Here is a 26,893-nt window from a genome sequence, read left to right as displayed (position 1 = left end):
TTTAAGCCCATATTTACTTTATAACAATTGGTTTTTTAGGAGCTTTATTTAACACCTCTGCCCCATTTTTACTGATTGCCACAATGTCTTCTATCCTCATACCAAATTTACCAGGTATATATATTCCTGGCTCAACACTAAAAGCCATTCCGGTCTGAAGCTTTCTTTCATTTCCTCCCTTTATATACGGAGCTTCATGAACACTATAGCCTATTCCATGACCAACTCTATTTAGGAAATGTTCACCATGTCCTTCTTCTTTAATAATATTCCTGGCAACCTCATCAACACTTTGGGCAGCAACTCCTACCTTTACAAATTTTTCCGCTTCATCATTGGCTCTATAAACTATATCATATATTCTTTTTTCTTCTTCAGAGATATCTCCAACAAAAACTGTCCTTGACATATCTGAGCAAAGCCCTTTGTATTTGCACCCAAAGTCAAGAATTATTACATCTTTTTCTTGGATGATTCTAGAATCTTTATTGTAGTGAGGTTTTGAACTATTAGGGCCTGAAGCTACAATTGGTGAAAACGATAGTCCATCGGCACCCATTTCCATAAATAATTCTTCAATTTTATTACTAATATCCCTTTCCATTATCCCCGGCTTAATAAATTTTACAAGCTCCTCAAATACTTTATCTGCCATCCTAGCGGCTTCCCTAAGTCTATCTATCTCATCTTCACTCTTTATAATTCTTAATTCTTCTAAGATAGGTTTCCCATTTTTAAAATCAACATCTACTATGCCTTTTATATCCAACATATTAACGGTCCTTGCCGTCCCATTTACCCCAATGGTTTTGCCTATCAAATTGTAGTCCTCAAAGGTCTTGGAAAGGACACCTAAAAATCCTTCTCCATCCCCCCAATCGAAAACGCCTCCCATTTCACCTAAAGCATCTTTAATTTCTTCTCTGTTTAACTGGGGAACTATGTAAAACAACTTAGAATCATTAGTTATAAAGAGTCCTTGAAATCTTTCATCCATATGGGGTGAAAAACCCATTAAAAATTCTAAATCCTCTGAAGGTGCTATAAACATTGCATCTAGCCCTTCATCCTTCATTATACTTATGAGCTTATCAATGTACTGACTATTCAACATTTCAATCCCTCCATACTTTAAATTATTTTTTGGTTTGAGATTTATGTCGTACTTTTAAGTTATGGCTTTAAATATTCTTGTACTTTTTTGTTTCATATCTATTATACCTTTTTATGGTAATATTTTCATTATTAAAATATAAATTATATTGTTTAAGGATTTTATTTTAAGTGTCTTCATTATTCTTCTTTTAGTACAATTATCAAATGAGCAAATTCCATAATTACCTTGTATATTATGCAATTCTGCCAAGTAAAAATTATGCAATTTCCTCAAATTATTATTCAATTCTATACATTAATTTTATATCATACTTCTTGATTTTATTATGCAAAGTTTGTCTGGGAACCTTTAATAATCTTGCAGCCTCTGCACAATTACCATTTGACCTTTCCAAAGCTCTTATAACTAATTTTTTCTCATATTGTGATATTGCTTTCTTAAGTGGAGGAAGTTCAATATGGTCTTGTTCTATTTCTTCTTGTATTATTTCACTTGCCTTATATTGTCTTATATGTAAAGGTAGATCATCTACTGATATTCTGTCTTCATCAGTAAAATTCATAATGCTTTCAATAGTATATTTTAATTCTCTTATATTGCCAGGCCAATTATACCTAAGCATTAACTCCATACATTCTTCTGTTACTCCTACCACCCATTTATCTAATTTTTTATTATATAATTTTATAAAATTTTCTACTAAGACAAATATATCCTCTATTCTTTCCCTCAAGGGAGGAATGTTTAAAGAAATAACATTCAATCTATAATACAGATCTTTCCTTAGTTTTTTCTGTTCAATAACCCTTATGGGGTGTTCATTTGTAGAAGCGATTACTCTTACATCCACCTTGATAGTTTTCTTACCTCCTACTCTTCTGATAATACCATCTTGAAGAACTCTTAGTAGCTTGGCTTGAAGCTCTATATCCATTGAATTGATTTCATCTAGAAAAAGAGTCCCTCCATCGGCTAATTCAAACAATCCTGGTTTATCCTTGGCCCCCGTAAAACTTCCTAGGGATGTTCCAAAGAGAATAGCTTCTAATAGGCTGTTAGGAATTGCGGCACAATTTTGTGCAATAAAGGGCTTATCCCTTCTTCGTATACTTGCGTTGTGGATTCCCTGTACTAGTAGTTCCTTACCGGTTCCAGTTTCTCCATAGACTAATACCGGAGATGAACTTTCTGCAATTTTTTTTGCTTTTGTCTTAAGCTCTACTATGGCATCACTTTTCCCAACAATATCCTTGAACATATATTGAGTCCCATTGCCCTTGTATTCATTTTCACTTGAATTCTTCTTGAATAATTCCTTTTGCAAAGTAACAACCTTATCGGATAATTCCTTAACACTATTAAAGGGTCTATATATCTCCAAGGCTCCAACAAGCTTTCCTTCCTTTAATAAGGGAATGGTTGATGTTACTGTTGTGACCTTCTTTTCTTGGTAATTAGCATAGGTCTGCACATAATCAATTATCGACTGTTTAGTCCGAAGCACATGATAAAATGTGCTAGTTTCATTATTTAAATCTGTAAAAATATCTAATATATTTTTACCAATAGCTTCTTCCTTTGAAATCCCTGCTATGCTTGTTGCCGGTTCATTATAAAAAGTTACATTTGCATTTGTATCAACCACTATTATTCCTTCATCTAGATGGGTAAGTATTGCTTCTAATAGAAATTTATGATCCAAGCTTCCTCATCTCCTCACATAAAGATAATATAGAATAACTGTATTTATTATCCATACCCACTAATAAATTTTCGGATTTTTATAAATTTTCTATAAATACAAATTACTAATTCTACTTTTTTTCCAAAAACCCTTTATATAGATTTAGAAACATATTCTTTGATTTCAAAAAAAGACAGTTTTCATTATAGAGATTCCAGTCAAAAGTTTAACTTTAGGAAATCTATATATGAAAACCGTCTAAATATCATAAGAAGCTTTATTCACTTACCATCTTCTATAATGTATATTTATACTCCCATCTTGAAGTCTTTTAGAAAGTATTTTCTTCACAAATCCTTTAAAGATTTCTCTAGTTACAGGGATAACTAAGCTAAATCCTAATATATCAGTTACAATTCCTGGAGTTAGTAGTAAAGCTCCTCCTACCAATACACATAAGCCATTTATTAGCTGATCCCCAGGCATTCTGCCTTCGTTTAATTCCATTCTAATTTTAGTAATGATTAACCTACCCTGGCTTTTTGCTAGGCTGGCACCAATAACTCCTGTAACCAAAACTATGCCTATGGTAGTCCATATACTTGTTATCTTTGATAACTCAAGAAGTAAAAATAATTCTACTATTGGAGTTATGGTAAAAAGTAAAATCAATCTAAATAGCATATCCTTTTCTCCTCACAAGGTTCTTTTCTCATATTTTATATTATTTTTTCTATCTTTTAAAGAACTATTTAGGCACATTCAAAAAATAAACTAGTCATAATTTTACGCCAATAAAACTTAAGGAACGAAAGTAGCCTCTGAGGTTTCCTTTTAGCTCCCTTTACAAAGCAGTTTTGTCTTCTTTCTATTTAGATGAGAAACTGGTTTGTAGGAGGAGCGTAAAACTATAGGGTTCCAAGTAAATCTTAACTTATACATATCAAAACATCCGATGTTTCTGGGTATTTTTAATGTGACTTAATTTATATTTTCGTTTATTGTAGTCCATATATCTTCAGTTTCAAAACCTCTTCTCCATGCCGCTACGCCTGCTAGGTTATATTTATTGACAATATCTGTTTTAAGCTTGATGGACTTAGAATCTTCCATCCATATCTTATAGACTTTATTCCCTTCAGAATATACAACATAATATTGTCCTGCATTCTCGTCCCATAATTTTATAACATTATCCTTTTCAAGTATGTTTCTTGCAGTATTCATTGAAATTGCCTTTGATTTTACATTCACTTTATTTGCTTTTGAATTTGATGGGGTTTCTGTCCATATTCTAGTGTAAAATGGTAATCCCAATAAAATCTTTTCAGCTGGTACTTCCTCAAGTATTCTCTCAATACTTTTATCAACCCAACCTAATGAAGCTACAGACCCGCTTACAGGACTTGAAGCCCAATGCTCATCATAGGTCATAACCGCCATATAATCCACAACTTCACCCAAGGCTTTTCTATCTAAAAATCTTGACCAATTATCACTTCCACCTATTACTGTTACATCAATAGATACAACTAGATTGTTCTCATGAAAAATCGGTGTCATTTCCCTAATAAATTGTACCAACAATTCTTTATCCTTCAAATACACATTTTCAAAGTCAATATTTATTCCATCCATATTATTATCTTTTATTAGCTTTATCAGATCCCCTATAACCCTTTCACGGGCTGTAGTATTATTTAGAAATTCATCCGTAAGCTTAGGGTCAAAGGAATTTGAGAAAAGAGCCCATACCTTGTAGCCCCTTTTCTTAGCCCATCTAATATAATTCTTACTTATTTTATGCTTCAATTGTCCATCTGGACTTATAAGATGTATCCAGGTAGGGGATATGACATTTAATCCATCCATAGGGCTGATTTTTTTTGTATCAGGATTTCTAGAATACACACTCTCCCATGTAAGGAATATTTTATCCCTCTCGGGCTGCCAAATCGATTGACTTTTTTCAGGCTGAACACCAATAACTTCTTCTCTATTTACGACATATTGTTCTTTTATGAAACCCTCTGTACTATCACTGGTTACTACTCTAACCCATCCATTATCTTCTCCGATTATTTCGAGTTTCTCCCCTTCATTTAATATTCCTACGATATTAGCCCAAATATTTTTTTCTTTTTTTAATATCACATTATTCTTACTTGTTTTTCCTATGGCACTATTATCCAGTAAACTATTAATAACCACATTATTAGTACCTTCTGAAATATTACTATCAATATTTAAATCACCTTCGATTTGATTTATTGGTATCAAAGGCTTTCCATCATTGATAATCATAGGCTTAATATGATCTACTTCTCTATCATTTATCTTAACTTTATCAGTTTCACCATAGAATCTTATAACCTTATCCAGGGTTGTTATTATTGCTATTTTAGCTTCGGGGTCAAAATAGGTTTTTACCATCAAGTGTTTAGATAGTATATCAACGGATAGATAAAGGGTCTTATCTTTATCCAATATAAACTCATTATCTTTTATATGATATTCAATAAAGGAATTGGGCTTTTTTATCAGCAACTTTTCATCTTCCATGTTATTTAAGACAGGCTGAACCTCAAGGTGAGAACTGTAAACAATAAAAATAAATGTAAGCAAGGTAATTAAAAGAAATCCAACTATAGATAAATTGTCTTTTTTCAAAATATATCCCCCCTTTTTTGATTGTAAAAAACCCCACCTTTATTTTGGTGAGGTATTATTGATTTTTAATGAACTGAAAATCAAAGCATAAATCCCATATTATCCATAGAAAAACTTAAACTCTGCTACCTATTTTTTCAAACATTTCATGAATAATCTGGTATGAATAAAACTTATTCTATATACTATTGTAATATTTAAAGGGCTTAACAATCAATCATAAAATTTTACCATACTCATATTTATTTGTAATATTATATGAAGCCTAAACAATAAATAATACCACAAGCAAAGTTCTCAATGCTCATAGTATAAGGCATATTCAAAAAATAAATAGGTCATTTCACTTGTTATTTGAATTATTTATCTTCGTTATCGTTCCCTTACATATACACGATATGCTCCCCTACGATACCTCGAAAACAATCCAAATTTCTTCATAAAATGCCCTATTTATTTCTTTCATATGCCTTATTCATTGCTTTTATATTTATGTTTGAATGAAGATTTTATAGTAGTTTTTTTGTTTCTTCTAGAGCTTTATCATAATTTGGCTCATTTGTAACTTCTTCAACATACTCAACATATTTTACAGTATTATCCCTATCCACCACAACAATTCCTCTAGCAAGTAGTCTTAACTCATCCATAACAAACCCATATTTTTCTCCGAAGTCTAAATCCTTATGATCTGATACTACTTGAATATTATTTATTCCCTTTGCTCCACAAAATCTTTTCTGGGCAAATGGCAAATCTACAGTAATAGTGATTATTTCAACATCACTTTCTAGTTTAGAAGCCTCTTCGTTGAATGTCATAGTCTGAAGCGAGCAAACTGATGTATCTATAGATGGTGCTACACTGATGATTTTTATTTTGTCCTTTGTATCGTTATAGAAATCAAAACTTGACATATCCTGCTTCACAGCCTTAAAGTTTTCAGCTTTGTCACCGGCCTTGACTTCATTTCCCCTCAATGTTATAGGATTTCCTGCAAATTTGATAGCTTCTTTTCTCATGATATTCCTCCTCAATATATACTAATAATCATAATAAAATTTATTTGTTCATATTCATTTTGCTAATCATTCGTTAATGCTTCTCATTATCAGTCTATAATAGTTATACCCAGTATATTATATATCTAACACAAGAATTAGAATTAATATGAACAAATTTTTTATATACTTTTCCCATATCCTTATTTTTCATGCCTATACACCCATGAAAAAATACCCATCCTAATGAATTAGATTTATTCAATTAACTCTATCCCCAGGGCCCTACAAAACTCATAGTCAATATTATGGGTGATTCTTAATCCCTTATCTTTTCTAAATTTTATTACGTATCTTTTCATACCATCTCCATATATTCCATCTACATACAATGGATAATATCCTTTTTGCCTCATTCTTTTTTGAATTTCATAGACATCGGCTCCTGTATATCCAGGTTCCAATATCCTAAATCCATTTCCAAAGGGTCCAAAAACCCCTCCCCATATGGTGACCGGTGTTCCCGTCTTCACTATTTTGTATAATTCCTCTATATCATCATTTCTCATACGTATACAGCCATGTGAGGATGCCCACCCTATTGAATTAGGCTTATTTGTGCCATGTATACCATACTTCCCCCAGGGTACGTTCAATCCCATCCACCTGGTTCCGAAACCGCGTCCCCATCTTCCCTTATTTATAATTCTCCAGCTTCCTACAGGAGAGGGTGTACTCTGCTTACCACTAGCTATTATGTATCTTTTTACTACTTGATTATCATTAAGATTTATAAGTTCTAAAGTTTTGGAATTTATGTCAATAAATATAGCTAAATTCTTATAATTGGGATTTTCCTTCATTTTTCTTTCTTCCCAAAGGCTATATTCTCTGATTCCTTTATTTTTAAAGACATTTGTTAGGTACTCAGATAGTTTGGTATCCTTAAAGACCTCCCTTCCAAAGCCCATTAAAATACTTATACATGCTATACATATAAGTATCCAGATAAATGACCTTCTCAACATAAGTCACCCCCACATATATATTTATATGTGGGGGTAATGTATACATATGACATTTGGACAATAAGTGGGGTATTGTTTTTGCTAATTATTTTGTTTTCCGTAGCAAACAAAACGTCACTTTGACACGTCAATAAAATGTTCCGTTAGCACTGCTATCAAGCATATATAGCCTTCCCCATTTTTCTTAATAAACATTCAATAGTTAATTTTTCTTTTTCTTTTCCTCTAACATCTAATACTACCTCGCCATTGTCTAGCATAATAAGCCTATTCCCAAATTCTAATGCTGTTTTTAGGTTATGGGTTATCATGATTGTAGTCAATTCATTTTTCTTAACTAAATTTTGGGTCTTATTAAGAATTTTATCACATGTTTTAGGATCTAACGCCGACGTATGCTCATCTAGTAACAATAGCTTTGGAGTTTTTAATGTAGCCATAATCAATGCAACGGCTTGTCTTTGCCCTCCTGATAAAAGCCCTACCTTTGTATTTAGTTGTTCTTCTAAGCCTAATTCAAGCTCTTTCAAAACTTCAATGTAATAGCTTTTTCTCATCCTATTCAGTCCTAATGAAAGTCCATATATATGTCCTTTGTTATCTGCCATGGATAAATTTTCAAATACAGTCATATTCGATGCTGTGCCCATATTAGGATCTTGATATACATTTGATATAAATCTTTTTCTTTTAAAGGAATTAAGATTTTCTATATTATTATTATTAAATACTATTTCCCCTTTATCTACTTCTATATCACCGGTTAATATCTTCATAAGGGTTGATTTTCCTGAACCATTACTCCCTACTATGGTCACAAATTCTCCCTTTTTGATCCTTAAATTTAATTCATCAAATACAATTTTTTCTCCATCTATTGTTTTAAATTTCTTTATCACTTCTTTTAATTCTATCATTTGATCACCTCTAACACTTTAAGTTAATAACTTTTTTACATGATGTTTTTTGCTGTCAATTATTAATATGCCCAGTAAAATTAATGCTGTTATTAACTTTAAATCACTGGCTGTAAAGCCAATCTCCAATGATAAAGCAATGATTAATCTATAGATAATACTTCCGATTATAACTATGGTAGTTAATTTAATATGCTTATTTGTTTTAAAAATTTGTTCACCTAATATAATAGAAGCAAGTCCTGTAACTAATATACCTGTACCCATACTTATATCTGCAAATCCTTGATACTGGGCTAAAATACCTCCCGATAATGAAACTAGTCCATTGGCTATCATAAGTCCAATTATTTTATATTTCTTATCATCAAGTCCAAGGGAATTTACTACATTAGGGTTATTCCCTAAGGCCCTTAAAATATATCCAAATTTAGTCTTTAGCAAATAATCCATTAGTAATTTGCACAAAATTATCAATACCAATATAATCAATAAAGCAGGATACTTGCTTTTGAATATATGATTTTGGTTAAAAACATGGACATTTGCCTTTCCCATTATTCTTAAATTGATACTGTATAGACCTATCATTACAATTATTCCCGATAGTAGATTTGTTATATTGAATTTAGTATGGATATATCCAGTAAAAAATCCAGAAATAGCGCCTGCCAATAAAGCCATGAGTAAAGCCATAAATGGTGAATATCCATTTATTATAATTGCACAGGTGACGGCAGCCCCTAAAGGAAAGCTACCATCAACAGATAAGTCTGGAAAGTTTAATATTTTATAGGATATACTAACTCCTAATGCTGTTATTGCAAATATAAATCCTTGTTCAAGAATTGAAATTATATTCATACTACTCCCCCTTACCTAAATATTGCCCTTTCTTTTATCTCCTCGGGTAAAGCTATATTGTATTTTTCAACTGCTTTTTTATTTATAATAAGTTCTGTATCCTTTAATGTCTCAAATGGAATATTTGAAATTTCTTCACCCTTTAGTATATTTGCAATCATATGACCGGTTTGATATCCAACTTTGTAATTATTTATTCCCTCCGTTGCCAATGCCCCTTGTTTAACAAAATCATCAACGGCCCCAATTATTGGTATATTTAATTCCTCGGATTTCTTTACAATTAATGGGTATGATGATGCTAAAGTATTATCTACATGTGTATATAATACATCTACATTTTTAAGTACTTTATCTAATGCCAATGCCATTTCATTGGTATTAGTAATAGATGCTATCTCCAGCTCTAAACCCAATTTTGCAGCTTCTTTTTTGGCAATATTTACTTGAATTTCAGAATTCAACTCACTGGAATTATATACTATACCCACTCTTTTAGCATCGGGAATAAGTGTTTTTAATAGTTGTAGTTGTTTCCCTACAGGGGTCATATCACTTACACCGGTAATATTTTTCCCTACTAAACCAGCACTCTCGGGATCAGTAACTCCTGAAAAAATTATGGGCATACTCTTTAAATTGTTAAAAGCCGCTTGGGCACTTGGAGTACTTATAGCTACAACTAAATCCTTTTTGTCAAAGGACTTTGCAATCAATTGAGTATTTTCCATATTCCCTTGAGCATTTTTAAACTCTATATTTATCTTTTCACCTTCCCCATAACCATTTTCATTTAATGCATCTACAATACCTTGTTTAATATCATCTAATGAAGGATGTTCTACTATCTGAGTCATGCCAATTTGGATTAATTTCTTTGAACTATTATTTTGCCCACACCCAGTTAAAATAAGGAATAATGCAATCATCAATATACTTAATTTTCTTAATCTCATCATCATAATATACCTCCTGAATTTTCTTTAATATTTTTAAATTTTTAATGCTATTAAAACCAAATCTATATAATAACCTTCAGATAAATGTCAGTGCCATAAAATCCCTCCTTTACAAAATAAAAAGCCCTCTATGCACTTAATAGTGCATAGAGGGCGAATATATCGCGGTACCACCTCTTTTAAAGGTATAAATAGAACACCTTTATCTCTTTTCAAATACGGGATTTTTCATCCGATATTCTATCTCTGTAACGGGAGAAAACCGTGTCACCTACTATTATTTCAGCTTCAACTCATGAGTCCATTCAGTTTATTTCACAATATCAAACTCTCACCAATGTCTGATTCTCTGTAATTATTCCATAAACCTACTACTCTCAATCACAGTTTTAAATATTAAATTTTTGTATTAGAGAAATTATATATTACAATTTATAGTTTGTCAATAGCATATTACAATCCTTAAAAACTTACTAATACATATAGTCTTAAGTGCCCTAGAGGCATACCACATTTATTATGCAATTGTGCCAAGTTATAATTATGCAATTTCCTCAATAAGTTTACTTGAGTTTTACATATTCAAATATGGTTATTTATCGAAATCCGTGGTTTATTTTCAACTATATCTCCCTTGACCAATCTTTTAATAACTCTATTCCATTATGATCTAACAATAGAATTAATTGACAAATTATCTATATAGGAATATTATAAAGATAACGATTATCATTACCAATAATTTGATTATCATATAGAGAGTTCCAAGTAAATCTTAATTTATACATCTACAACTACTCAGTGTTTCTGGGAGTTTTGGACATGTATAAATCAAAGTTTTCACTGGAATCTCTATATAGGTTAGCCTATGGATTTAATTGGAGGTGTAGTAATGGCAAGTCAAATGTTTATTTCAATTATTGCCTTTGGTCTATTTATTGTTTGTCCAAGAATGGCTGGGATGATGCATGTTATTAATAAACATTCAAATGCTTCAATACTAAGGACAGTCTTGGTGGGTACCTTATTATCTATACCATTGTTATTATTGATGGTATTAGCTTTTAATTATATGGGTATATGGGGAGCCATTATTATCTGTGTATTAACTGATTTCGCCGCTGCTTTTATTATGAATGAAATTAGTAATAAGGCGGCCATAGAGACCTGTATAATAGCTATATTTGTTATACTAGGTGTGAAATTATCACCAATGATATCAAGTCTTATATTAGGATTCTAAATTGTACATAGAGGTGATGACCATGGAAAATAAGTTGGGTTTTACAAAGGAAAATATAACAGCAAGCTTAGGTTTTGCATTCTTTGTGGTATGCCCGAGGATGGCTGGAATGATACATATTCTGAGCAATTATTCTAGTTTTTCGTTATTATATACTGTTTTATTAGGGATCGTAGTATCCATTCCGTTACTAATGTTAATGGTATATGTTTTCGATAAGGCAGGAGTATGGGGAGCCCTTGGATTTTGTGTATTAACGGATTTTATTTCTGCTTTAGTTATGAAGGGTGTAAGTATTAAGGCTGGAATAGAGACCTTTATTATAGCAATATTTGTTGTTATAGGTGTGAAATTATCTCCCCATATTTCAAAAGTGATTTTCAGAGAACAAGATAAAGAGAAGATTGTAGAATCTAATGATTTAGAAAATAGTAGTGAAGATAGTGAATAAAAGTGATTCATAAACAAAACAATCTTAATACCATGATCTAAGTAATACAAAATGACTGATGCATCATACTATTTTCAGTCATTTTTTTATTTGATATAGATAAATAGCCTTCTCAACATAGGTTCCGCCCACATATATATTTATATGTAGGCGGAAGTATATTGATATGACATTCGGATAATAATCCGAGGATTGTTTTTGCTAATTATTTGCATAACGGTTGTTGCTGAGTAATACAGTGAATATTTCCACCGCGTAGAATCACGGGGACAAGTATATTTTTAAATAAAAAAGTATTTTCACCTAATCCTTCATTTTTGTTCCAGCTATGCTCATTTAATAAAAGATGGTTTAAAACTAGATTCTTTTATAAGCCAATCAAATAGCTTATTCATCTCTGGTGTGGAATCAATCATCTCTTCTGGATGCCACTGAACACCTATTATTTTTTTGCCCATATCAGATTCAATAGCTTCAATTATTCCATCTTCGGAGCCAGCACAAACCTTAAGGCCTTTCCCCAATTTTTTGACACTTTGATGATGAAGACTATTAACAGATAAATTTACTGACTGAAAAATATTTTTCAACACTGAGCCTTCACTCAATTGAATTTTATGAACACTGTGAGAACGCCCTCCAGTCTGAAAATGCTGATAAACATCTTTACATTGACATTCTATATCTTGGAATAAAGTACCACCAAGTCCAGTGTTAATAACTTGAAGACCTCTACATATACCTAATATTGGCTTGTCTAATTTTTGCACAATTTTAAAGAATGTTAACTGAAACATATCTAACTCTGGTTTAATTGGACCTAGTTTAAGACATGGTCCTTCACCATATTGGTTTGGATCTATATCTTCTCCTCCTGTAAATAGAAAACCATCACAAAGGGAAACTTGTGCTTCAATAATTTTAACATTTCCAGTACAAGGGATTATAATAGGAATTCCCCCTGCCCTTTCCACTGCTCTCACATAGCTACGATTAACGTACGCCCTTTCTATTTCACCAGATATTTCAGTTATTGTTTTGAGAGTATTTCCTACGATACCAATTACTGTTTTTTTCATTAGTCTTCTCCTTCAATTATTTCATTATGATTTAGTTAAAATTCCAATATTTTTGAGCTTGAAAATTTAATAATTATCAATTTCATTTATTCATCCTTAACTGCCAATTTTCTTTTACAAAAACTAACCAATGTATATTTATATAAAATAAGTATCTAATATTGCTTATTTTACTTATTTTACTTATTTAATTCATTAATAAAAGCAATTTTTTCTTCAGATGGTTTTGGTGTTGCTAATGATACTATTACAAATATAATTAATCCCGAAAGTGAACCTGTAATATTTGATGGTAACCCCAGAATTCCTGAAAAGTTTCCTTTCAAGAAAAATTCTGATATTGATCCAACCACTATAGCACTAATAATCCCTGCAAAGGCTCCTTGGGCATTTCCTCTTTTCCAAAAAGTTCCTAAAATCATTGGGAAAAATACCGCTGTTGAATAGAATAAACCTGCTATATATACTATTTTTATTAAATCTTTAAATAACAAAGCAAAGCCAACTGCCAATACACAACAAGCCAAGGTCACAATTCTTGACATACGCAGAATACTCTTATCATCAGCATCTTTATTTATATAGGGCTTGTAAATATCATTAACAAATAAATGTGTTATTGACATTAATTTTGAATCAGAAGTTGACATTGTAGCTGCAAATATTCCACCTAATGCTATTCCCACCAATCCTTCAGGAAGTATTTCCTTTATTAATAGTGGATATGCTGCATTTGTATCAGCTAGTCCAGGCATCATCACTGAAACTACTATTCCGATTAATCCAACTGCTGCTCCGTAGAATATATATGTTATTCCTGTGAATACATACGCAAATTTTGCTGTACTAGTATCTTTAGATGCAAAAACTCTTTGTAAAAAAGCTTGGCTAGTAGAGTAAGTAAAGAAGCACATTAATATCCATGAAATCGGAGTCCAATAACCTATTGCCCCAATATTAAAGAACTCCTCTGGCACAGAATTTATTAGTTCCCCAAAGCCCCCTACATTATTTAAAGCTAATGGAAGTGCTACGAGAATAGACCCTACTAATATAAAAAATTGAAATACATCTGTATTTACAACGGCTATTAGTCCTCCACCCATTGTGTATAAAAGTACAAATATTACACTTAATCCTAATGCTAAGTTTTGATCAATACCTGCTATAACATTTAATGCTACAGCGGCAACTACAAACTGTGCTGACAATGATGCAGCTCCTGAACATATTTGCATTACTGAAGAAATTAACCTTGATTTTTTATCGTATCTTCTTTCCAAAAACTCTGGTCCTGTAGATACTGCTAAAGGTCTTAATCTTTGAACAAAAAAAAGTCCTAGAATAATAAACGCTGGTGCTGCACACCAATTCCACCATGCTCCTGCAATACCAACAGTATAGCAATATGCTGCGGCTCCTATAAGACCACTTCCTCCGAGGTCAGATGCTGCCATACTAAGACCTGCCTGCATTTTTCCTAAAGATCTTCCAGCTATTAGAAAATCCTCTGAATTTTTAATACTTTTTGATGAACGATAACCTATATACGCTACTGTTGCAAATACAAGAATTATACCTAAAATATCCAATATATTCATAAAACCCCTCCAAATTAACAATATTTTTTTATACACCCAAACATATTATTTATTAATTATTACCTCTTTCCATTAATTTTTTTAATGATATTTATACATAAATCTATTGTTGCTATTAATGCATTTTCATCAAAATCAAATTTACAATTATGTAACGGTTGAGGACTATCTGCACCTATTCCAAAATATACTGCTCCGCCTCCTCTCTCCTGTACTCTTTTCATCATTACAGTTGCATCATCACTACCACCAACATTTCCATAATCATAAATTTCTTTGAACCATTCTACATTTTCTGCTGCTTCTTTAACTAGTTCAATCATATGTGTATCAGAATTACCACTTGGTGTTCCTCCGTAATCAACTAATTCATACTTTAAGTCATACATTTTAGCTGCAGCCTCTAATATTGTTAAAATACGGGTTTTGCCGTATTCTGTTATATTGTCATTTTCACCTCTTACTTCAAGCTTTATATGTGCATTTGGAGCAATTGTATTTCTACCAACTCCAGCATGGATTTCTCCTACATTGACTCTAAATAAACCTTCTTCATGGGGTGCTATAGAATGTATGTTTAGTGCTGCTGTACATGCAGCGAGAAGTGCATTTTTACCTTCTTGTGATGCACCGCAAGGGTGTGCAGATTTGCCCTCAAAATATACATCATAACCTTTAATACTTAAAAAATCACTACATCCTCCAGCTAATGTATTAGATGGCAAAGGCTTTCCTTGGTGGCTTAAACAAAGGTGCATCGCAAATAAATAATCAACTGTATCTACTACACCTTTCTGTACCATGGAAGATGCTCCAGGTCCTGCTTCTTCTGATGGTTGAAAGATGAATTTTATAATTCCTTTAAATTGCTCTTTATTTCCAATGACTTTTTCGGCTAATCCCAAACCAATAGCAGTATGTCCATCATGCCCACATGCATGTACACTACTTTCATTTACAGAGGCAAAACCTTCATCATAAGGTCTATGTCCTTTTTCATAAATTTCATAATTACTTAAGGCATCTATATCAAATCTAAATGCTGTAACCGGTCCATCGATACCAGTGTCTAATTCAGCAACTAACCCAGGATATCCGCTAGTTTTATTAACCCATTCTTCTTTAGCTCCTTGTTGTATAGCTCTTTTCATTTCTATTTGTATTTCTTCCTTATTAAGCTTAATTGGATCTATAATAATATTTGAATCTACTACTTCTAAACCCATTTTTATTTTCTTATATCCTAAGGAATTTAAAATCTCCGCTATTCTTGCAGTGGTTCTAAATTCTTTCCACGACGTCTCAGGGTATTTATGAAACTCTCTCCTATAACCAATGATTTTCTCCTCAAAATTCTTATCCATCTTTTCACTCCTTCAATAAATTTTATGGGTTCCTAATATTTATGTTATCCCTCTAAAATGATATAACATAGTCACTATGCACACCAATAAGGAGATAAACAACTTCCTTTGATAATTTTGTTGCTGACTTAGCTTCTTTATTAATATTCATAAAATAATTTTTTTGTCTTTTATTAAGCTATTTCTAAAGAATTTGGATATTTATTACAATTCCATTTTATTTACTTCTATTAAAGTTATTACTACTATGTAATTAAGCAACATTTATGCCAATTTTCTATTATTAGATTAACAAGAGTTTTCAACGCTTTCCTAAAAAATCATTTTAAAAAAACATTTAATTGGATGGTTCCTATTAATCCAATTAAATGTTTTCGTCCATTTTAATCTATATCATCATCTTCTATACTTTCAACAATACGCCGTCCTTCATCTGTCAACCGGCAGCCTACCCTACCCTTTTGAATTATCATTAAGCCTTTTTTAACTATCTGCTCTAATTGTTTTCTAATTTGATATTCGCTAATATCAAAAATGCCTTCTTGTTCAATCTGATGTCGTAGTTTTTGACGCCCTAAGCTCACACCCTGCCTTTCTGCTTCATAACACAAACGTAATATAGTTATTTCAAAATATCCTTTCAAATCATTATCAGAATGAGAATTCAGATGTTCTAATAAATAGGGTGGAAATGGTTCTTCTGTCTCTCTCATCAATTTAAAATAATCTGTAATATTCTTAAGTTCTCGTACGTTACCACCCCAGTGATAATCTAGTAATATTTGACGCAGGTGAAAAGGCATAACATAAGAAGGCTCCTTTAGAAATGTATTGAAAAGTAATAAAATATCTTCTTTCCGTTCTCTTAAAGGCGGTACATTTATAGGCAATACATTAATTCTATAGTATAAATCTTCTCTAAATTGCCCATTTTTCACAGCATTACATAGATTTTTATTAGTAGCTGATATGATCCTTACATCTACTTCAATAACAAAGTCACTACCAATTCTCATAACCTGTTTTTCTTGAATAACTCTGAGTAATCTAGATTGGAGAGGAAAAGGCATGTCGCCAATCTCATCCAAAAAAATACTACCTCCACATGCCTGTTCAAATAAACCGCGTTTCCCCTCTTTTCTAGCACCTGTAAAAGAGCCTTTTTCATAACCAAACAATTCACTCTCTAAAAGACTTTGAGGAAGAGCTGCACAGTTCACTGCAATAAATGGACCGTGTTTTCGAGTAGAATGATTATGAATTGACTGAGCAATTAGTTCCTTACCCGTACCATTTTCTCCTTCAATCAATACCGTTAAATCATTTGACGCAAAACGCATTGCCTTCTTCAAACACTGTTCCATCACTTTTGATTTATGAACAATATCATTGAAATTATATTTTGCTCGATACCCTTTTGATTCAAGCTTTACCCTAATAGATTGCTCTAACTGTTTGATATAAGTTACATCACGAAAAATAATAGCATATTCTTCCATGTTTGGAATATGGCTTACCAACTCCTTTGTAACTAGAAAGGATTTTCCATTAATTTCAATAAGCTCATCCATAAAATCCATTTGATCCTCTAAAGCCGTTCCTTCAAGTAGACTTTGCAATTGTGTCTCTCCATCTATAATAGATTTTTCTAAGTAACAACTCACTTGTTCATTGTGGAGTAAAACAAGTCCATGTTCCGAAACAAGAAGAACACCTTCATGGGAAATAGCAATAACAGTATTTAATTGTTCTTGTCTAATAATTAAACGTCTATATTGGTCTTTTATCCCTTCTTCCAAATTAGCTGTTGTATTTATATATTTCAACAACCTTTTATTCGTATCTCTATCATTTATCCCTAATATATTAACAATATTAATCATAGTTGCTGAATCTAAACATCTATTACCTATATCAATAATTTTTTTTATATGTTTTGGCACACGAAAACTTTCACCCGGTGTAATTGCTATAGTTATATCTGAAAAATCGATTGTATTATCATGGGGTAATAATTTCAAATTTCTTATTCTTAATTTGTATAGCAGTGCAATTGTCTGAAGTGTATTTTCATAACAATCATTGACAACAAGAACCGTTGACCCCTCTGGTATTTCAAAAATCTTAAGAGCTTTTTTCTCTCTAATAGTTCGAGAGACTATTACAATATTAGCATCTGCTCTTAAAGCATTTCGCATGTGTTCTACTCGACTAGGTAACATAAATAGCAATAAATCGCCTTCCAATTGCTTTCCTTCTTCATATTTACTAACATAAACTTTTTCAATGATGATTTTTTCATTAAAAACTTCTCTTAGATTTTTTTCTATCTCTTTAACTACCGGCCCCTGAAAATCTGTCACAATAACAACTTTTTTCATTTGTATACCTCCAGTTCTTCAAGTGTCATATAGACAAGGTTATTAGCATTTTTATACTTTTAAAACAATCTCCCCTCGCTGATACCAGTTATCCTCTCTATTTGTCTACTTAACAAATTATATTCTTTCTTTAATATGCTTTCCTTTATATATCCATTACACCTATTCCACTTGTAAACAAGAAAATTAATTTATAATAGAAAAAATCTAGAAGAATATTTAAAAATCACCTAAAAAAAGATATGCATGTTAAAGCATACTTTTTTCATATTATACAACTTTAGAATAAATCTGGTACTTGAATAGTTGTACCATCTACAACAAATATTTGATAGTTTGTTTTTGATAATTATTTACCTAGGACTTGCTGCTGAGTAATACAGTGAATATTTCCACCGCCTAGAATTATTTCCCTAGCATATATGCCAACAACTTCTCTTTTAGGAAAAATATTTTTTAAGATTTCTATTGCTTTTTTATCGTACACATCATCATTAAATAAAGGTAAAATCACTGCGCCATTGGCTATATAAAAATTAGCATAGGAAGCCGCTTGTCTATCGCCTTCCCTTCTAGGGAGAGTTCCATCTACAATATCAACTCCCTCACTTTCCTCCTTAGTGATCAATACTTTATTGGGGATGTGTAATTTATGTATTTCAAGTTTTCTACCCTTAGCATCGGTTTCATTGGACAAATAGTCATATGCTGCCTTTGAAAGAGGATACTGTGGGTCATTTTTGTCATCGGTCCAAGCAAGAACTAATACACCTGGGTCACAGTAATGTACAATGTTATCCACATGCTCATTGGTTTCATCAAGATAAATACCATTTGGAAGCCATAGAACCTTTTCTACTCCTAGATATTCCTTCAATATATTTTCTATTTCTTCCTTTGTCATTTTAGGATTCCTGCTTTCATGTAGTAAGCAGGCTTCTGTTACAATCACAGTGCCATCACCATCCGTATGAATTGCTCCTCCTTCAAGTATGAAATCCTCTAGGGAATAATAATCTATATTTTCAATCTCACATACCTTTCTTGCCACCTGATCATCCTTATCCCATGGAAAATACAAACCGTCTACTAAGCCTCCCCATGCATTAAACCGCCAATCTACACCCCTAACTTCACCCTTATCATTTACAACAAAGGTAGGCCCTATATCCCTCATCCAAGAATCATCGTTTGACATTTCCACCACACGAATATTACTGCTAAGCATCTGCCGTGCAGCTTCATATTGTCTTTGAGATACACACATTGTAACCTCTTCATATTTTGCTATTGTTTCAGCTACCTCAGCAAATGCTTTTTGAGCTGGCTTTGCCCCCAATCTCCAGTTATCTGTCCTTTCAGGCCAAACTAACCAACACCCTTTATGGGGTTCAAATTCTCCTGGCATTCTAAAGCCATCTTTTTTAGGTGTTCCCTTTAGTATTTTTGCCATCTTCTTCATCTCCACCGCTTCATTTGTTGTCAACCTTATTAAAAGCCAAGCACAATCTCAAACTAATACTTTACAGGTGATTTTTTTATTTATATTACTGCTTCTTTGCTTTTTTGGCAAGTCCTAATACCATCTTTTTTAACAAGAAAGGTAGAACTTCCAGTGCATAGGGGAGATATAATCTTTCTGTAAGCTTATGGGCATCCTTACCTATGGGGCCAATGTTCAAAACCGGTATATTTAAGGTCTTCGATCTATGGAAGGGATAAACAAAATCCACTCCCCAGGCTGGTATGTTTTCTGCAAGGGCTTGCTCATCCATTGCATTTCCCTTAAATCCAAACTCACTCAAATCCGATATTCCTTCATAAATCTCAGCTGTATGAATTTTCACAGAAAATGTTTTTTCTGCTTCCTGTATGATTTCCTCAACGGTATCTAGGATATCTAATTCTCTCTTTGTCTTACGCTCATTATATAAAGCAGGACAATAGGGAGGTAAAAAACCAATAATAACAGCGGGGCCCTTCAACTTTGCTATATCGATCAAATGGTTGACAAGCATCATTCCTCTTTCCTGTAGTTCCATTTGTGATGAAAGAGTCTGTAAATAGGATTCTATAATCTTTTCAATATCTTCATTTGATTGATCTGCTGCAAGGCTCAAGAGTTCATTGTACTCGATTATTCTTCCCTTTAGTATCTTTTCTTTAGTCTGTGTACCTTGGGTAACCCCTTTCATATTTTGTTCTGCTATTGATTTCTCTAATGCACAGCCTGCAGCTTTTTTTAATACAGCCAATATTTCATCGGGGGTCTTTTTAACAAAAAGCACATTATAGTACATTGCAATACGCTCTATGACCGTTACTGAGTAGGTAGGCTTTAAATCTTTTATTTTCAAGCAAGCAAGGGGTGGATACACCACATCCTTGAAGCTATCGGCAAACTCACCACTACCTTCTATAAGCCCTCCTAATTTAAAGGCAATCAAAGCTGCACTCAAACCTTCAAAATACTCACCAACATGGGTTTCTCTCCCTAGAATAAATGTAAAGGGTGTATACATCCCTATAGACCCTAGATGAATCCACCCAGAGCCCTTATCTAATTGTGTAATGGTTGGCTCGCTGTCGATACAGCATAGGAATTCATAGCCTTTTTTCTTCATATCTTCAACAAGTTCTAGAGCCTTATGGATACCACAGGCATTGTTCTCTTCATCTGCAACAGCTATATATAAAATATTTACATCTAGCTCCTCTGGATTTTCAGATAACTCTGCAACAAGTCCAGCTTGTACTGCTAAACCACTTTTCATATCCGCCACGCCTCTGCCAAATATCCAATCCCCAGATTCTAAATCCGCCATAGCCTCTGCTGGAATATCTATTTTAGCAATTTCCTTTGTATATTCTTCAGGATAAAAGGCCATATCCCTTAAATTTCCGCAAACATCGGTATCCACGACATCGAAATGCCCCATTAAAATAATTGTATTCATAGTTTGTTTTTTTGATCTTACAAGGGCACATAGATTTGATCTTTTGAGTCGATCTTCTTCGATCTCCTGTAAAAAAATATCCCGTGGATTATCTTTAAAATATGTGAGTTTCTTTAATTCATCATAAATAAATTTTGGAGCTAATCTTTCGCCCTCTGAATCTGTTATACTTTTGACCTGACAAAATTTCATTAAAAACGAATAAATTTCCTCTTTCGTATTTTTAAGAGGCATTTGATCCCCTCCTTGCATCAAATATCACTCCGGATTATCAACCATTTTCTTTACATAGGTTGGTAGCATGAACGAACCCATATGTACATGGGTATTATAATATTTTGTTTCCAAACCAAGATCTTCCCATTTCTTTGGTTTAAAATCCTTTATTGGATCAAATTTTTTTGATGCAAATCCAAAGAGCCAATGTCCCGATGGATAGGTTGGCATATTATATTGATATACCCTACTAATTGGAAATAGGGATTTGATTTTCTTTACAGCTTTTCTCATCTCTTTGGCATTTTTCTCATAAAATGGGCTTTCACATTGATTAACCAATATACCATCTTCACCTAGTAAATTGAAACAGCATGTATAAAATTCCATGGTGAATAGCCCTTCCCCTGGTCCTATTGGATCTGTGGAATCCACAATAATCAAATCATATTTTTCCTTAGATCTTCTTACAAATTCTATACCATCTTCAAAGTGCAGTTGCACTTTTTTATCCTCTAGCTTGCTGGATGTAAGGGGAAGATATTTTTGACATGCCTCTACAACCATCTGGTCAATCTCCACCATATCTATTTTCTCTATTCCTGGATATCTAGTTAACTCTCTAACCGTACCTCCATCCCCCCCACCAATTACAAGTACTTTTTTCACATCGGGGTTTGTTGCCATTGGAACATGAACAATCATATCATGATATATAAATTCATCCTTTGATGTCAACATGACAATTCCATCAATAATTAGGAATCTTCCCATTTCATTGCTATCAAATATATTGATTTGCTGATAAGGACTTTTGCCACTAAACAATTCTTTCTTTACTTTAATTGAAAATCTCACATTATCGGTCTGGGGCTGTGTATACCAAAGCTCCATTATTATTCCTCCCTCGATATATTTAAGTTTTTTTGTGAATTGATACCATAAATAAATATGCCAAAAGGATTTTTCTTCCTTTTACTAAATGAGCAAATTGCATAATTACCTTCTGCAAAAACTATCTACTATATATAGTTAAAAAACCTTAAGAACCATAACATATATATTATGCAATTCTGTCAAGTAAGAGTTATGCAATTTCCTCAAACACTATTTTTTCCTATAGGACTTATTTTTATGTGATATTAAATTTATATGTTTCGTATATAAAATTTACCTATTTGAGAGTAAAAAAGATCTTTGACCTTCACAATATAATAAAGCACCTAGTTTTTAGCTAGATGCCAGATCAATAAAATTACGGGCTTTGGTAGAGGAATTAATCATATTGCATTTACATTCCAGTCAAAACCTTAACTTTCAATAGCTACAGCTATTTATTCATTTGATAGACATAAAGATAATTTCTTATCATGGCTTCTGCTTTAGGAATCAAATCATACTTTCCTTTATTTTGACACCAGTTATAAATGATTCCTCGGGAAACGACAAGTACTTCCATACTGATCTGCTGATACGAGACAGCCTTTGTCAGTTCTCCATTTTCCTGAGCCCTTTGCACAAGGGAAGCCAGTCCCTTTGGCAGCCCCCTTTCATCGGAGAAAAAAAACTCAGTTCCTTCTGTTATTTGTGCCCTATAAATCTGAATTATAAGGTCTACTCCCAACATAATAGCATACTGTGACTGATACCCGATATATTCAATAATCTTTTCAAAAAAAGTATCTCCAGACAATTTCCCATATACTTCATTCTCAAAATATTCATCACAGATGGAATATCCTTCAATAATAATTCCAGCTTTACTTTTTAAATGATGATAAAAGGCACCTATTGAAACACCTGCTGCCTCACATATCTGATTAATTGTAACAGAATCATATCCATGCTTTTGAATCATTTCCATTGAAACATCCAATAGCTTTTTCTTGGTTCTTATGGCCTGCAACTGCCGACTTGTCATATGCTCCATTTCTGTCCTCTTTTCATAATTTTTTGCAAAATATTATTTAGATTATATCATAAAAATAAAATAGTCCTAATAGAAAACTACCGAATCCTGTGAACTAATTCAAAGAATTCGGTAGACAATTTATCATATTACTCTATGGTATTAAATGGATCTTGCTACCTCATAGGCATCCCATATTGCATACATAATATTTCTTACATTACGTGAATCTCCTATGTTGTAAACAGGTACATCAAAGTCTCTGAGTTCTTTCTGCAAGTTGGTTTCACTGGTGAAGCCTATTGCGATGATAACAGTATCTGCTTCTATCTTCTGTTTATCATTGGCATTTTTAACGAAAACATATTTTCCATTTACATCTGTTACCTTTGTACTGCGGTATATATCCACCTTATTGTCTACTAATAAATCCTTGAGCATGTCGTAGTTCATGAAGGGCATTCCATGTGGGCCCCCTAGAATATCCGGCATCATCTCGACAACTGATACTTGCTTTCCCCGCTGGGCTAACCACAAAGCAGTCTCACAACCAACCAATCCCCCACCTACAACAACGATTTTTTCTCCCACAGTTTCCTTGCCCATAAGAACATCAACGGCTGACACAATATGGTTTTCATCTCCGAGGTTTAGCATAATGGGTTTTGAACCCGTAGCGGTGATTACAGCATGGGCATCAAAGTTCTTTACAAAATCTCCATCTACCCTTGTATTCATCCTTATTTCAACTCCCAGCTTACGCAGCTGTGTTTCATACCACTTAATGAGTCTACGATCGTCTTCCTTAAAATCCGGCACACTCCCAGGAATAATATTCCCACCAAGTTTATCCGATGCTTCTACCAATGTTACATCATGACCACGCACCCCACAAACACGGGCACTTTCCAAGCCAGCTAAACCGCCTCCTACTATGAGAACATTTTTCTTTTTTGTAGCGGGAGAAAGTCCGTATTTTACTTCCCGTCCACAGGCAGGATTCACTGCACATGAGAGAGGCAATCCGTGGGCAATACGTCCCATGCATCCATCATGACAAGATAAACAAGGCCGAATATCCTCAAGATGTCCTGTTTGAATTTTCTCCACTAGGTATGGGTCTGCAAGAAGGGGACGTCCATAGGATACAATATCACAACAACCATTTAAGGCATCCATCGCTATCTCAGGATCATCCATGCGACCTGCAAGGATTACTGGTACATCAACGGCTTCCTTGACCCTGCGACCAAACTCACGATACATCCCTTTTTCAAAATACATAGGAGGATGATTCCAGTACCACGAATCATATGTACCAGCATCTACATTCAGCATATCATATCCTGCTTCCACAAGGATTTTAGCGGATTCAATCCCTTCCTCATAATCCTTTCCAAATTCAGAGAACTCCTCACCGGGTAGTGCCCCCTGCCTAAGTCCCTTCATGAAACTCTTTACACTGAAGCGTAGGGATACAGGAAAATCCGCACCACATACTGCTTTTATCCCCTTGACAATATCCGTAGTAATTTTCAGACGCCCCCTCAAATCCCCTCCGTATTCATCACTACGCTTGTTGTAACAGGAAGTAGCAAATTGATCCAAAAGATATCCCTCATGAACTGCGTGTATTTCCACACCATCAAAGCCTGATTGCTTTGCAACAGCGGCACTCTTCACAAAATCCTGGATCAACCCCTTGATCTCTTCCTTAGTCATCTCACGATGGGTAATTGTGGGATCAAAGCGGTTAGTATTTTCCGAAGGAGCATATGCCTTCTTGATAAAATTAGGAATAGCTGAGCGTCCAAGTCCTCCTGTGATCTGTAAAAGAATCTTAGAATCATAGGCATGTATCCTATCGTTCATTGGTGCCGTAGTCATGTTGAAAATCAGTGGATTTAATGTGGGACATGGCAGTCCCTGTTCCATAACCTCATCGTGATTAACTACACAGATACCAGTTATAATCAAGCCTACTCCACCTTTTGCCCTTTCGATATAATAATCTTGGGCCTCTTCATTGAATCCGCCAGCAGAATCTGAATAACCTACCAATCCCATAGGTGCCATTGAAGTACGATTTTTCAACTTTAATTTACCAATGGAAATTGGTTCAAACAACTTTTTGTAAACATTAGACATAAAAATACCTCCCCCTACAAATTTTGCATAACTAATTCGCCGAATCTATTATGTTAAAATTATATCCCTCTATCATCCCCCTGTCAATATAACAATTTGCTTTACATGAAAATACAGGGGCAGACTTACTTTAAACTTTAAAGTAAGTCTGCCCCTGTATTACAAATTTACAATGGAAATGTAGTCTTAATAACTAAAAAACAATAGCCTCCTGGAGAAGATTCAAAAATAAACATGTCATCTTACTCGTACCCTAACTTGTTTATTTTTTTTATATGTCTAGTTAACTTTTCTCCAGAATAATCTTATGCTCAACTAAAGCCATTTCTACAATCTTTCCCTTTGTAATTCTACGCTGTCCAAAAATGTTTTCTAGATAAATTTCATCCTCACGTATAATCACTTTGTCTACTCTATCTAAAAACAATTCATTTTTTTCATCTACTTTTAAATAAACATCTGCTTCACACATATTTTCTCCTCCTCTATATTACTTCTTTCAAATATCTAACAACTTCGTCTACCAGATGGGGTAAAGGTCCTGGTTTTGCCCCCACCAAATGAATATTCCCTCTAGATAAGGGTAGCAATATTTTAGGTGGAGAACATGAAGATACTGCCTCAGCGATTTTTGGGGTTACCTCCCCCAGTAAAGCATTGGGCATTACTAAACTCAATGAACTAATGACAAAATCCACCTTATTAATACTTGTAACAATAGCATTTTCTCCCGTAGCACCATCATCCGCTCCAGCATTTAGCATAAGGGTTGTTGCAGCCGTATTCGTACCAAAAACCCATATTTCTATATCATCCATATAAGCCCTTCGGATCTTTTCTGTTAATACTTTTCCAATACCTCCACCCTTTCCATCTATAATAGCAATTCTTTTTACCATTGAAGTACACCACCTTATCGATTTCGAGAACAGATATTTGTTTTTCATTAAATAATTTCCTAGTCCTTATAATACCATGACATAACACACCTGCACTTGCAACAGTTGTAATTATACAAATTTCTTATATGTATAATATAGGGTTTTCATAGTATAAGTTAAAGTCTATACTAAAATCCCTATAGATGATTTTTATAAAAAGTAATTATGCAATTTAATCAACTAATATAATAAAGACCACAAAAAAATCCTCTCTTCATAAGAGTCAAGCCTTCGTGGTCAAATCCAAAATCCTAATTATCTTTTAAAAACATATTTTTTGCTACCCCCAAGGGTATCTGCCATAGGTTTTTAATTTATGTCAACAATATTAATTTAATAATGTCAAGTTAATTATAACAGTAT

General features: G+C 33.3%; 21 protein-coding genes, 1 pseudogene and 1 other annotated feature. Of the genes and pseudogenes, 2 read left to right on the top strand and 20 right to left on the bottom strand.

Going from position 1 to position 26,893, the window contains the following annotated elements; translation table 11 throughout:
* Nucleotides 1-13: 13 nt before the first annotated feature.
* From N4A68_02760 to N4A68_02720, 9 genes are all read right to left on the bottom strand, one after another.
* Entirely contained in the window at nucleotides 14-1,114 is a 1,101-nt protein-coding gene (locus N4A68_02760; GenBank protein MCT4563238.1) for a Xaa-Pro peptidase family protein, read from the bottom strand.
* Between the two features lie 280 nt (nucleotides 1,115-1,394).
* Nucleotides 1,395-2,819: a sigma 54-interacting transcriptional regulator gene (locus tag N4A68_02755; GenBank protein MCT4563237.1), complete on the bottom strand. Its 1,425-nt coding sequence runs from the start codon at nucleotides 2,817-2,819 to the stop codon at nucleotides 1,395-1,397.
* Between the two features lie 267 nt (nucleotides 2,820-3,086).
* Nucleotides 3,087-3,485: an FxsA family protein gene (locus tag N4A68_02750; GenBank protein MCT4563236.1), complete on the bottom strand. Its 399-nt coding sequence runs from the start codon at nucleotides 3,483-3,485 to the stop codon at nucleotides 3,087-3,089.
* Between the two features lie 297 nt (nucleotides 3,486-3,782).
* The gene (locus N4A68_02745) at nucleotides 3,783-5,471 is read right to left on the bottom strand and encodes a glycosyl hydrolase family 18 protein (protein MCT4563235.1); all 1,689 of its coding nucleotides are present in this window, start codon (nucleotides 5,469-5,471) and stop codon (nucleotides 3,783-3,785) included.
* A gap of 509 nt (nucleotides 5,472-5,980) precedes the next feature.
* On the bottom strand, nucleotides 5,981-6,493 hold the full coding sequence (gene tpx / locus N4A68_02740; protein ID MCT4563234.1) for a thiol peroxidase: 513 nt from the start codon (nucleotides 6,491-6,493) through the stop codon (nucleotides 5,981-5,983).
* A gap of 236 nt (nucleotides 6,494-6,729) precedes the next feature.
* A complete protein-coding gene (locus N4A68_02735) occupies nucleotides 6,730-7,500 on the bottom strand; it encodes a L,D-transpeptidase family protein (protein MCT4563233.1) in 771 nt (256 codons plus the stop codon).
* Between the two features lie 155 nt (nucleotides 7,501-7,655).
* Entirely contained in the window at nucleotides 7,656-8,417 is a 762-nt protein-coding gene (locus N4A68_02730) for an ATP-binding cassette domain-containing protein (GenBank protein MCT4563232.1), read from the bottom strand.
* Nucleotides 8,418-8,435: 18 nt separating this feature from the next.
* Nucleotides 8,436-9,281, bottom strand: coding sequence for an ABC transporter permease (locus tag N4A68_02725; protein MCT4563231.1), 846 nt, complete (start codon nucleotides 9,279-9,281; stop codon nucleotides 8,436-8,438).
* An 11-nt stretch (nucleotides 9,282-9,292) separates the two neighbouring features.
* Nucleotides 9,293-10,243, bottom strand: coding sequence for an ABC transporter substrate-binding protein (locus tag N4A68_02720; protein MCT4563230.1), 951 nt, complete (start codon nucleotides 10,241-10,243; stop codon nucleotides 9,293-9,295).
* Between the two features lie 143 nt (nucleotides 10,244-10,386).
* Nucleotides 10,387-10,634: a binding site (T-box leader), on the bottom strand.
* Between the two features lie 498 nt (nucleotides 10,635-11,132).
* On the opposite strand from N4A68_02720, the gene N4A68_02715 reads away from it, so the two are divergent.
* Together N4A68_02715 and N4A68_02710 are read left to right on the top strand one after the other, a co-directional pair.
* Nucleotides 11,133-11,483, top strand: coding sequence for a hypothetical protein (locus N4A68_02715; GenBank protein ID MCT4563229.1), 351 nt, complete (start codon nucleotides 11,133-11,135; stop codon nucleotides 11,481-11,483).
* A gap of 22 nt (nucleotides 11,484-11,505) precedes the next feature.
* On the top strand, nucleotides 11,506-11,934 hold the full coding sequence (locus N4A68_02710; protein ID MCT4563228.1) for a hypothetical protein: 429 nt from the start codon (nucleotides 11,506-11,508) through the stop codon (nucleotides 11,932-11,934).
* Between the two features lie 332 nt (nucleotides 11,935-12,266).
* Here the strand turns inward: N4A68_02710 and N4A68_02705 are convergent, their stop codons facing one another.
* The 11 genes and pseudogenes from N4A68_02705 to N4A68_02655 all read right to left on the bottom strand — a co-directional run bounded on the left by N4A68_02705 (nucleotide 12,267) and on the right by N4A68_02655 (nucleotide 26,488).
* Nucleotides 12,267-13,013, bottom strand: a complete 747-nt coding sequence (locus tag N4A68_02705) for a gamma-glutamyl-gamma-aminobutyrate hydrolase family protein (protein MCT4563227.1) — start codon at nucleotides 13,011-13,013, stop codon at nucleotides 12,267-12,269.
* Nucleotides 13,014-13,192: 179 nt separating this feature from the next.
* Nucleotides 13,193-14,614: a sodium:solute symporter family protein gene (locus N4A68_02700; protein ID MCT4563226.1), complete on the bottom strand. Its 1,422-nt coding sequence runs from the start codon at nucleotides 14,612-14,614 to the stop codon at nucleotides 13,193-13,195.
* Nucleotides 14,615-14,673: 59 nt separating this feature from the next.
* Nucleotides 14,674-15,978: an amidohydrolase gene (locus N4A68_02695; GenBank protein MCT4563225.1), complete on the bottom strand. Its 1,305-nt coding sequence runs from the start codon at nucleotides 15,976-15,978 to the stop codon at nucleotides 14,674-14,676.
* Nucleotides 15,979-16,712: 734 nt separating this feature from the next.
* A pseudogene (locus N4A68_02690) lies at nucleotides 16,713-17,477 on the bottom strand (sigma 54-interacting transcriptional regulator).
* Between the two features lie 1,231 nt (nucleotides 17,478-18,708).
* On the bottom strand, nucleotides 18,709-19,812 hold the full coding sequence (gene aguA, locus N4A68_02685; protein MCT4563224.1) for an agmatine deiminase: 1,104 nt from the start codon (nucleotides 19,810-19,812) through the stop codon (nucleotides 18,709-18,711).
* 94 nt (nucleotides 19,813-19,906) lie between these two features.
* On the bottom strand, nucleotides 19,907-21,550 hold the full coding sequence (locus N4A68_02680) for a M20/M25/M40 family metallo-hydrolase (protein ID MCT4563223.1): 1,644 nt from the start codon (nucleotides 21,548-21,550) through the stop codon (nucleotides 19,907-19,909).
* 24 nt (nucleotides 21,551-21,574) lie between these two features.
* A complete protein-coding gene (gene speE, locus N4A68_02675) occupies nucleotides 21,575-22,426 on the bottom strand; it encodes a polyamine aminopropyltransferase (protein ID MCT4563222.1) in 852 nt (283 codons plus the stop codon).
* A gap of 436 nt (nucleotides 22,427-22,862) precedes the next feature.
* On the bottom strand, nucleotides 22,863-23,462 hold the full coding sequence (locus N4A68_02670) for a TetR/AcrR family transcriptional regulator (protein ID MCT4563221.1): 600 nt from the start codon (nucleotides 23,460-23,462) through the stop codon (nucleotides 22,863-22,865).
* Between the two features lie 141 nt (nucleotides 23,463-23,603).
* Nucleotides 23,604-25,589, bottom strand: a complete 1,986-nt coding sequence (locus tag N4A68_02665) for an FAD-dependent oxidoreductase (protein MCT4563220.1) — start codon at nucleotides 25,587-25,589, stop codon at nucleotides 23,604-23,606.
* 283 nt (nucleotides 25,590-25,872) lie between these two features.
* Nucleotides 25,873-26,061, bottom strand: a complete 189-nt coding sequence (locus tag N4A68_02660; GenBank protein MCT4563219.1) for a CooT family nickel-binding protein — start codon at nucleotides 26,059-26,061, stop codon at nucleotides 25,873-25,875.
* A gap of 13 nt (nucleotides 26,062-26,074) precedes the next feature.
* A complete protein-coding gene (locus N4A68_02655) occupies nucleotides 26,075-26,488 on the bottom strand; it encodes a DUF3842 family protein (GenBank protein MCT4563218.1) in 414 nt (137 codons plus the stop codon).
* Nucleotides 26,489-26,893 lie beyond the last annotated feature (405 nt).

The organism is Maledivibacter sp. (assembly GCA_025210375.1).
GTDB lineage: Bacteria > Bacillota > Clostridia > Peptostreptococcales > Caminicellaceae > JAOASB01.
Note: the sequence above shows the minus strand (reverse complement) of the source record. Positions and strands in the feature narration are given on the sequence as shown.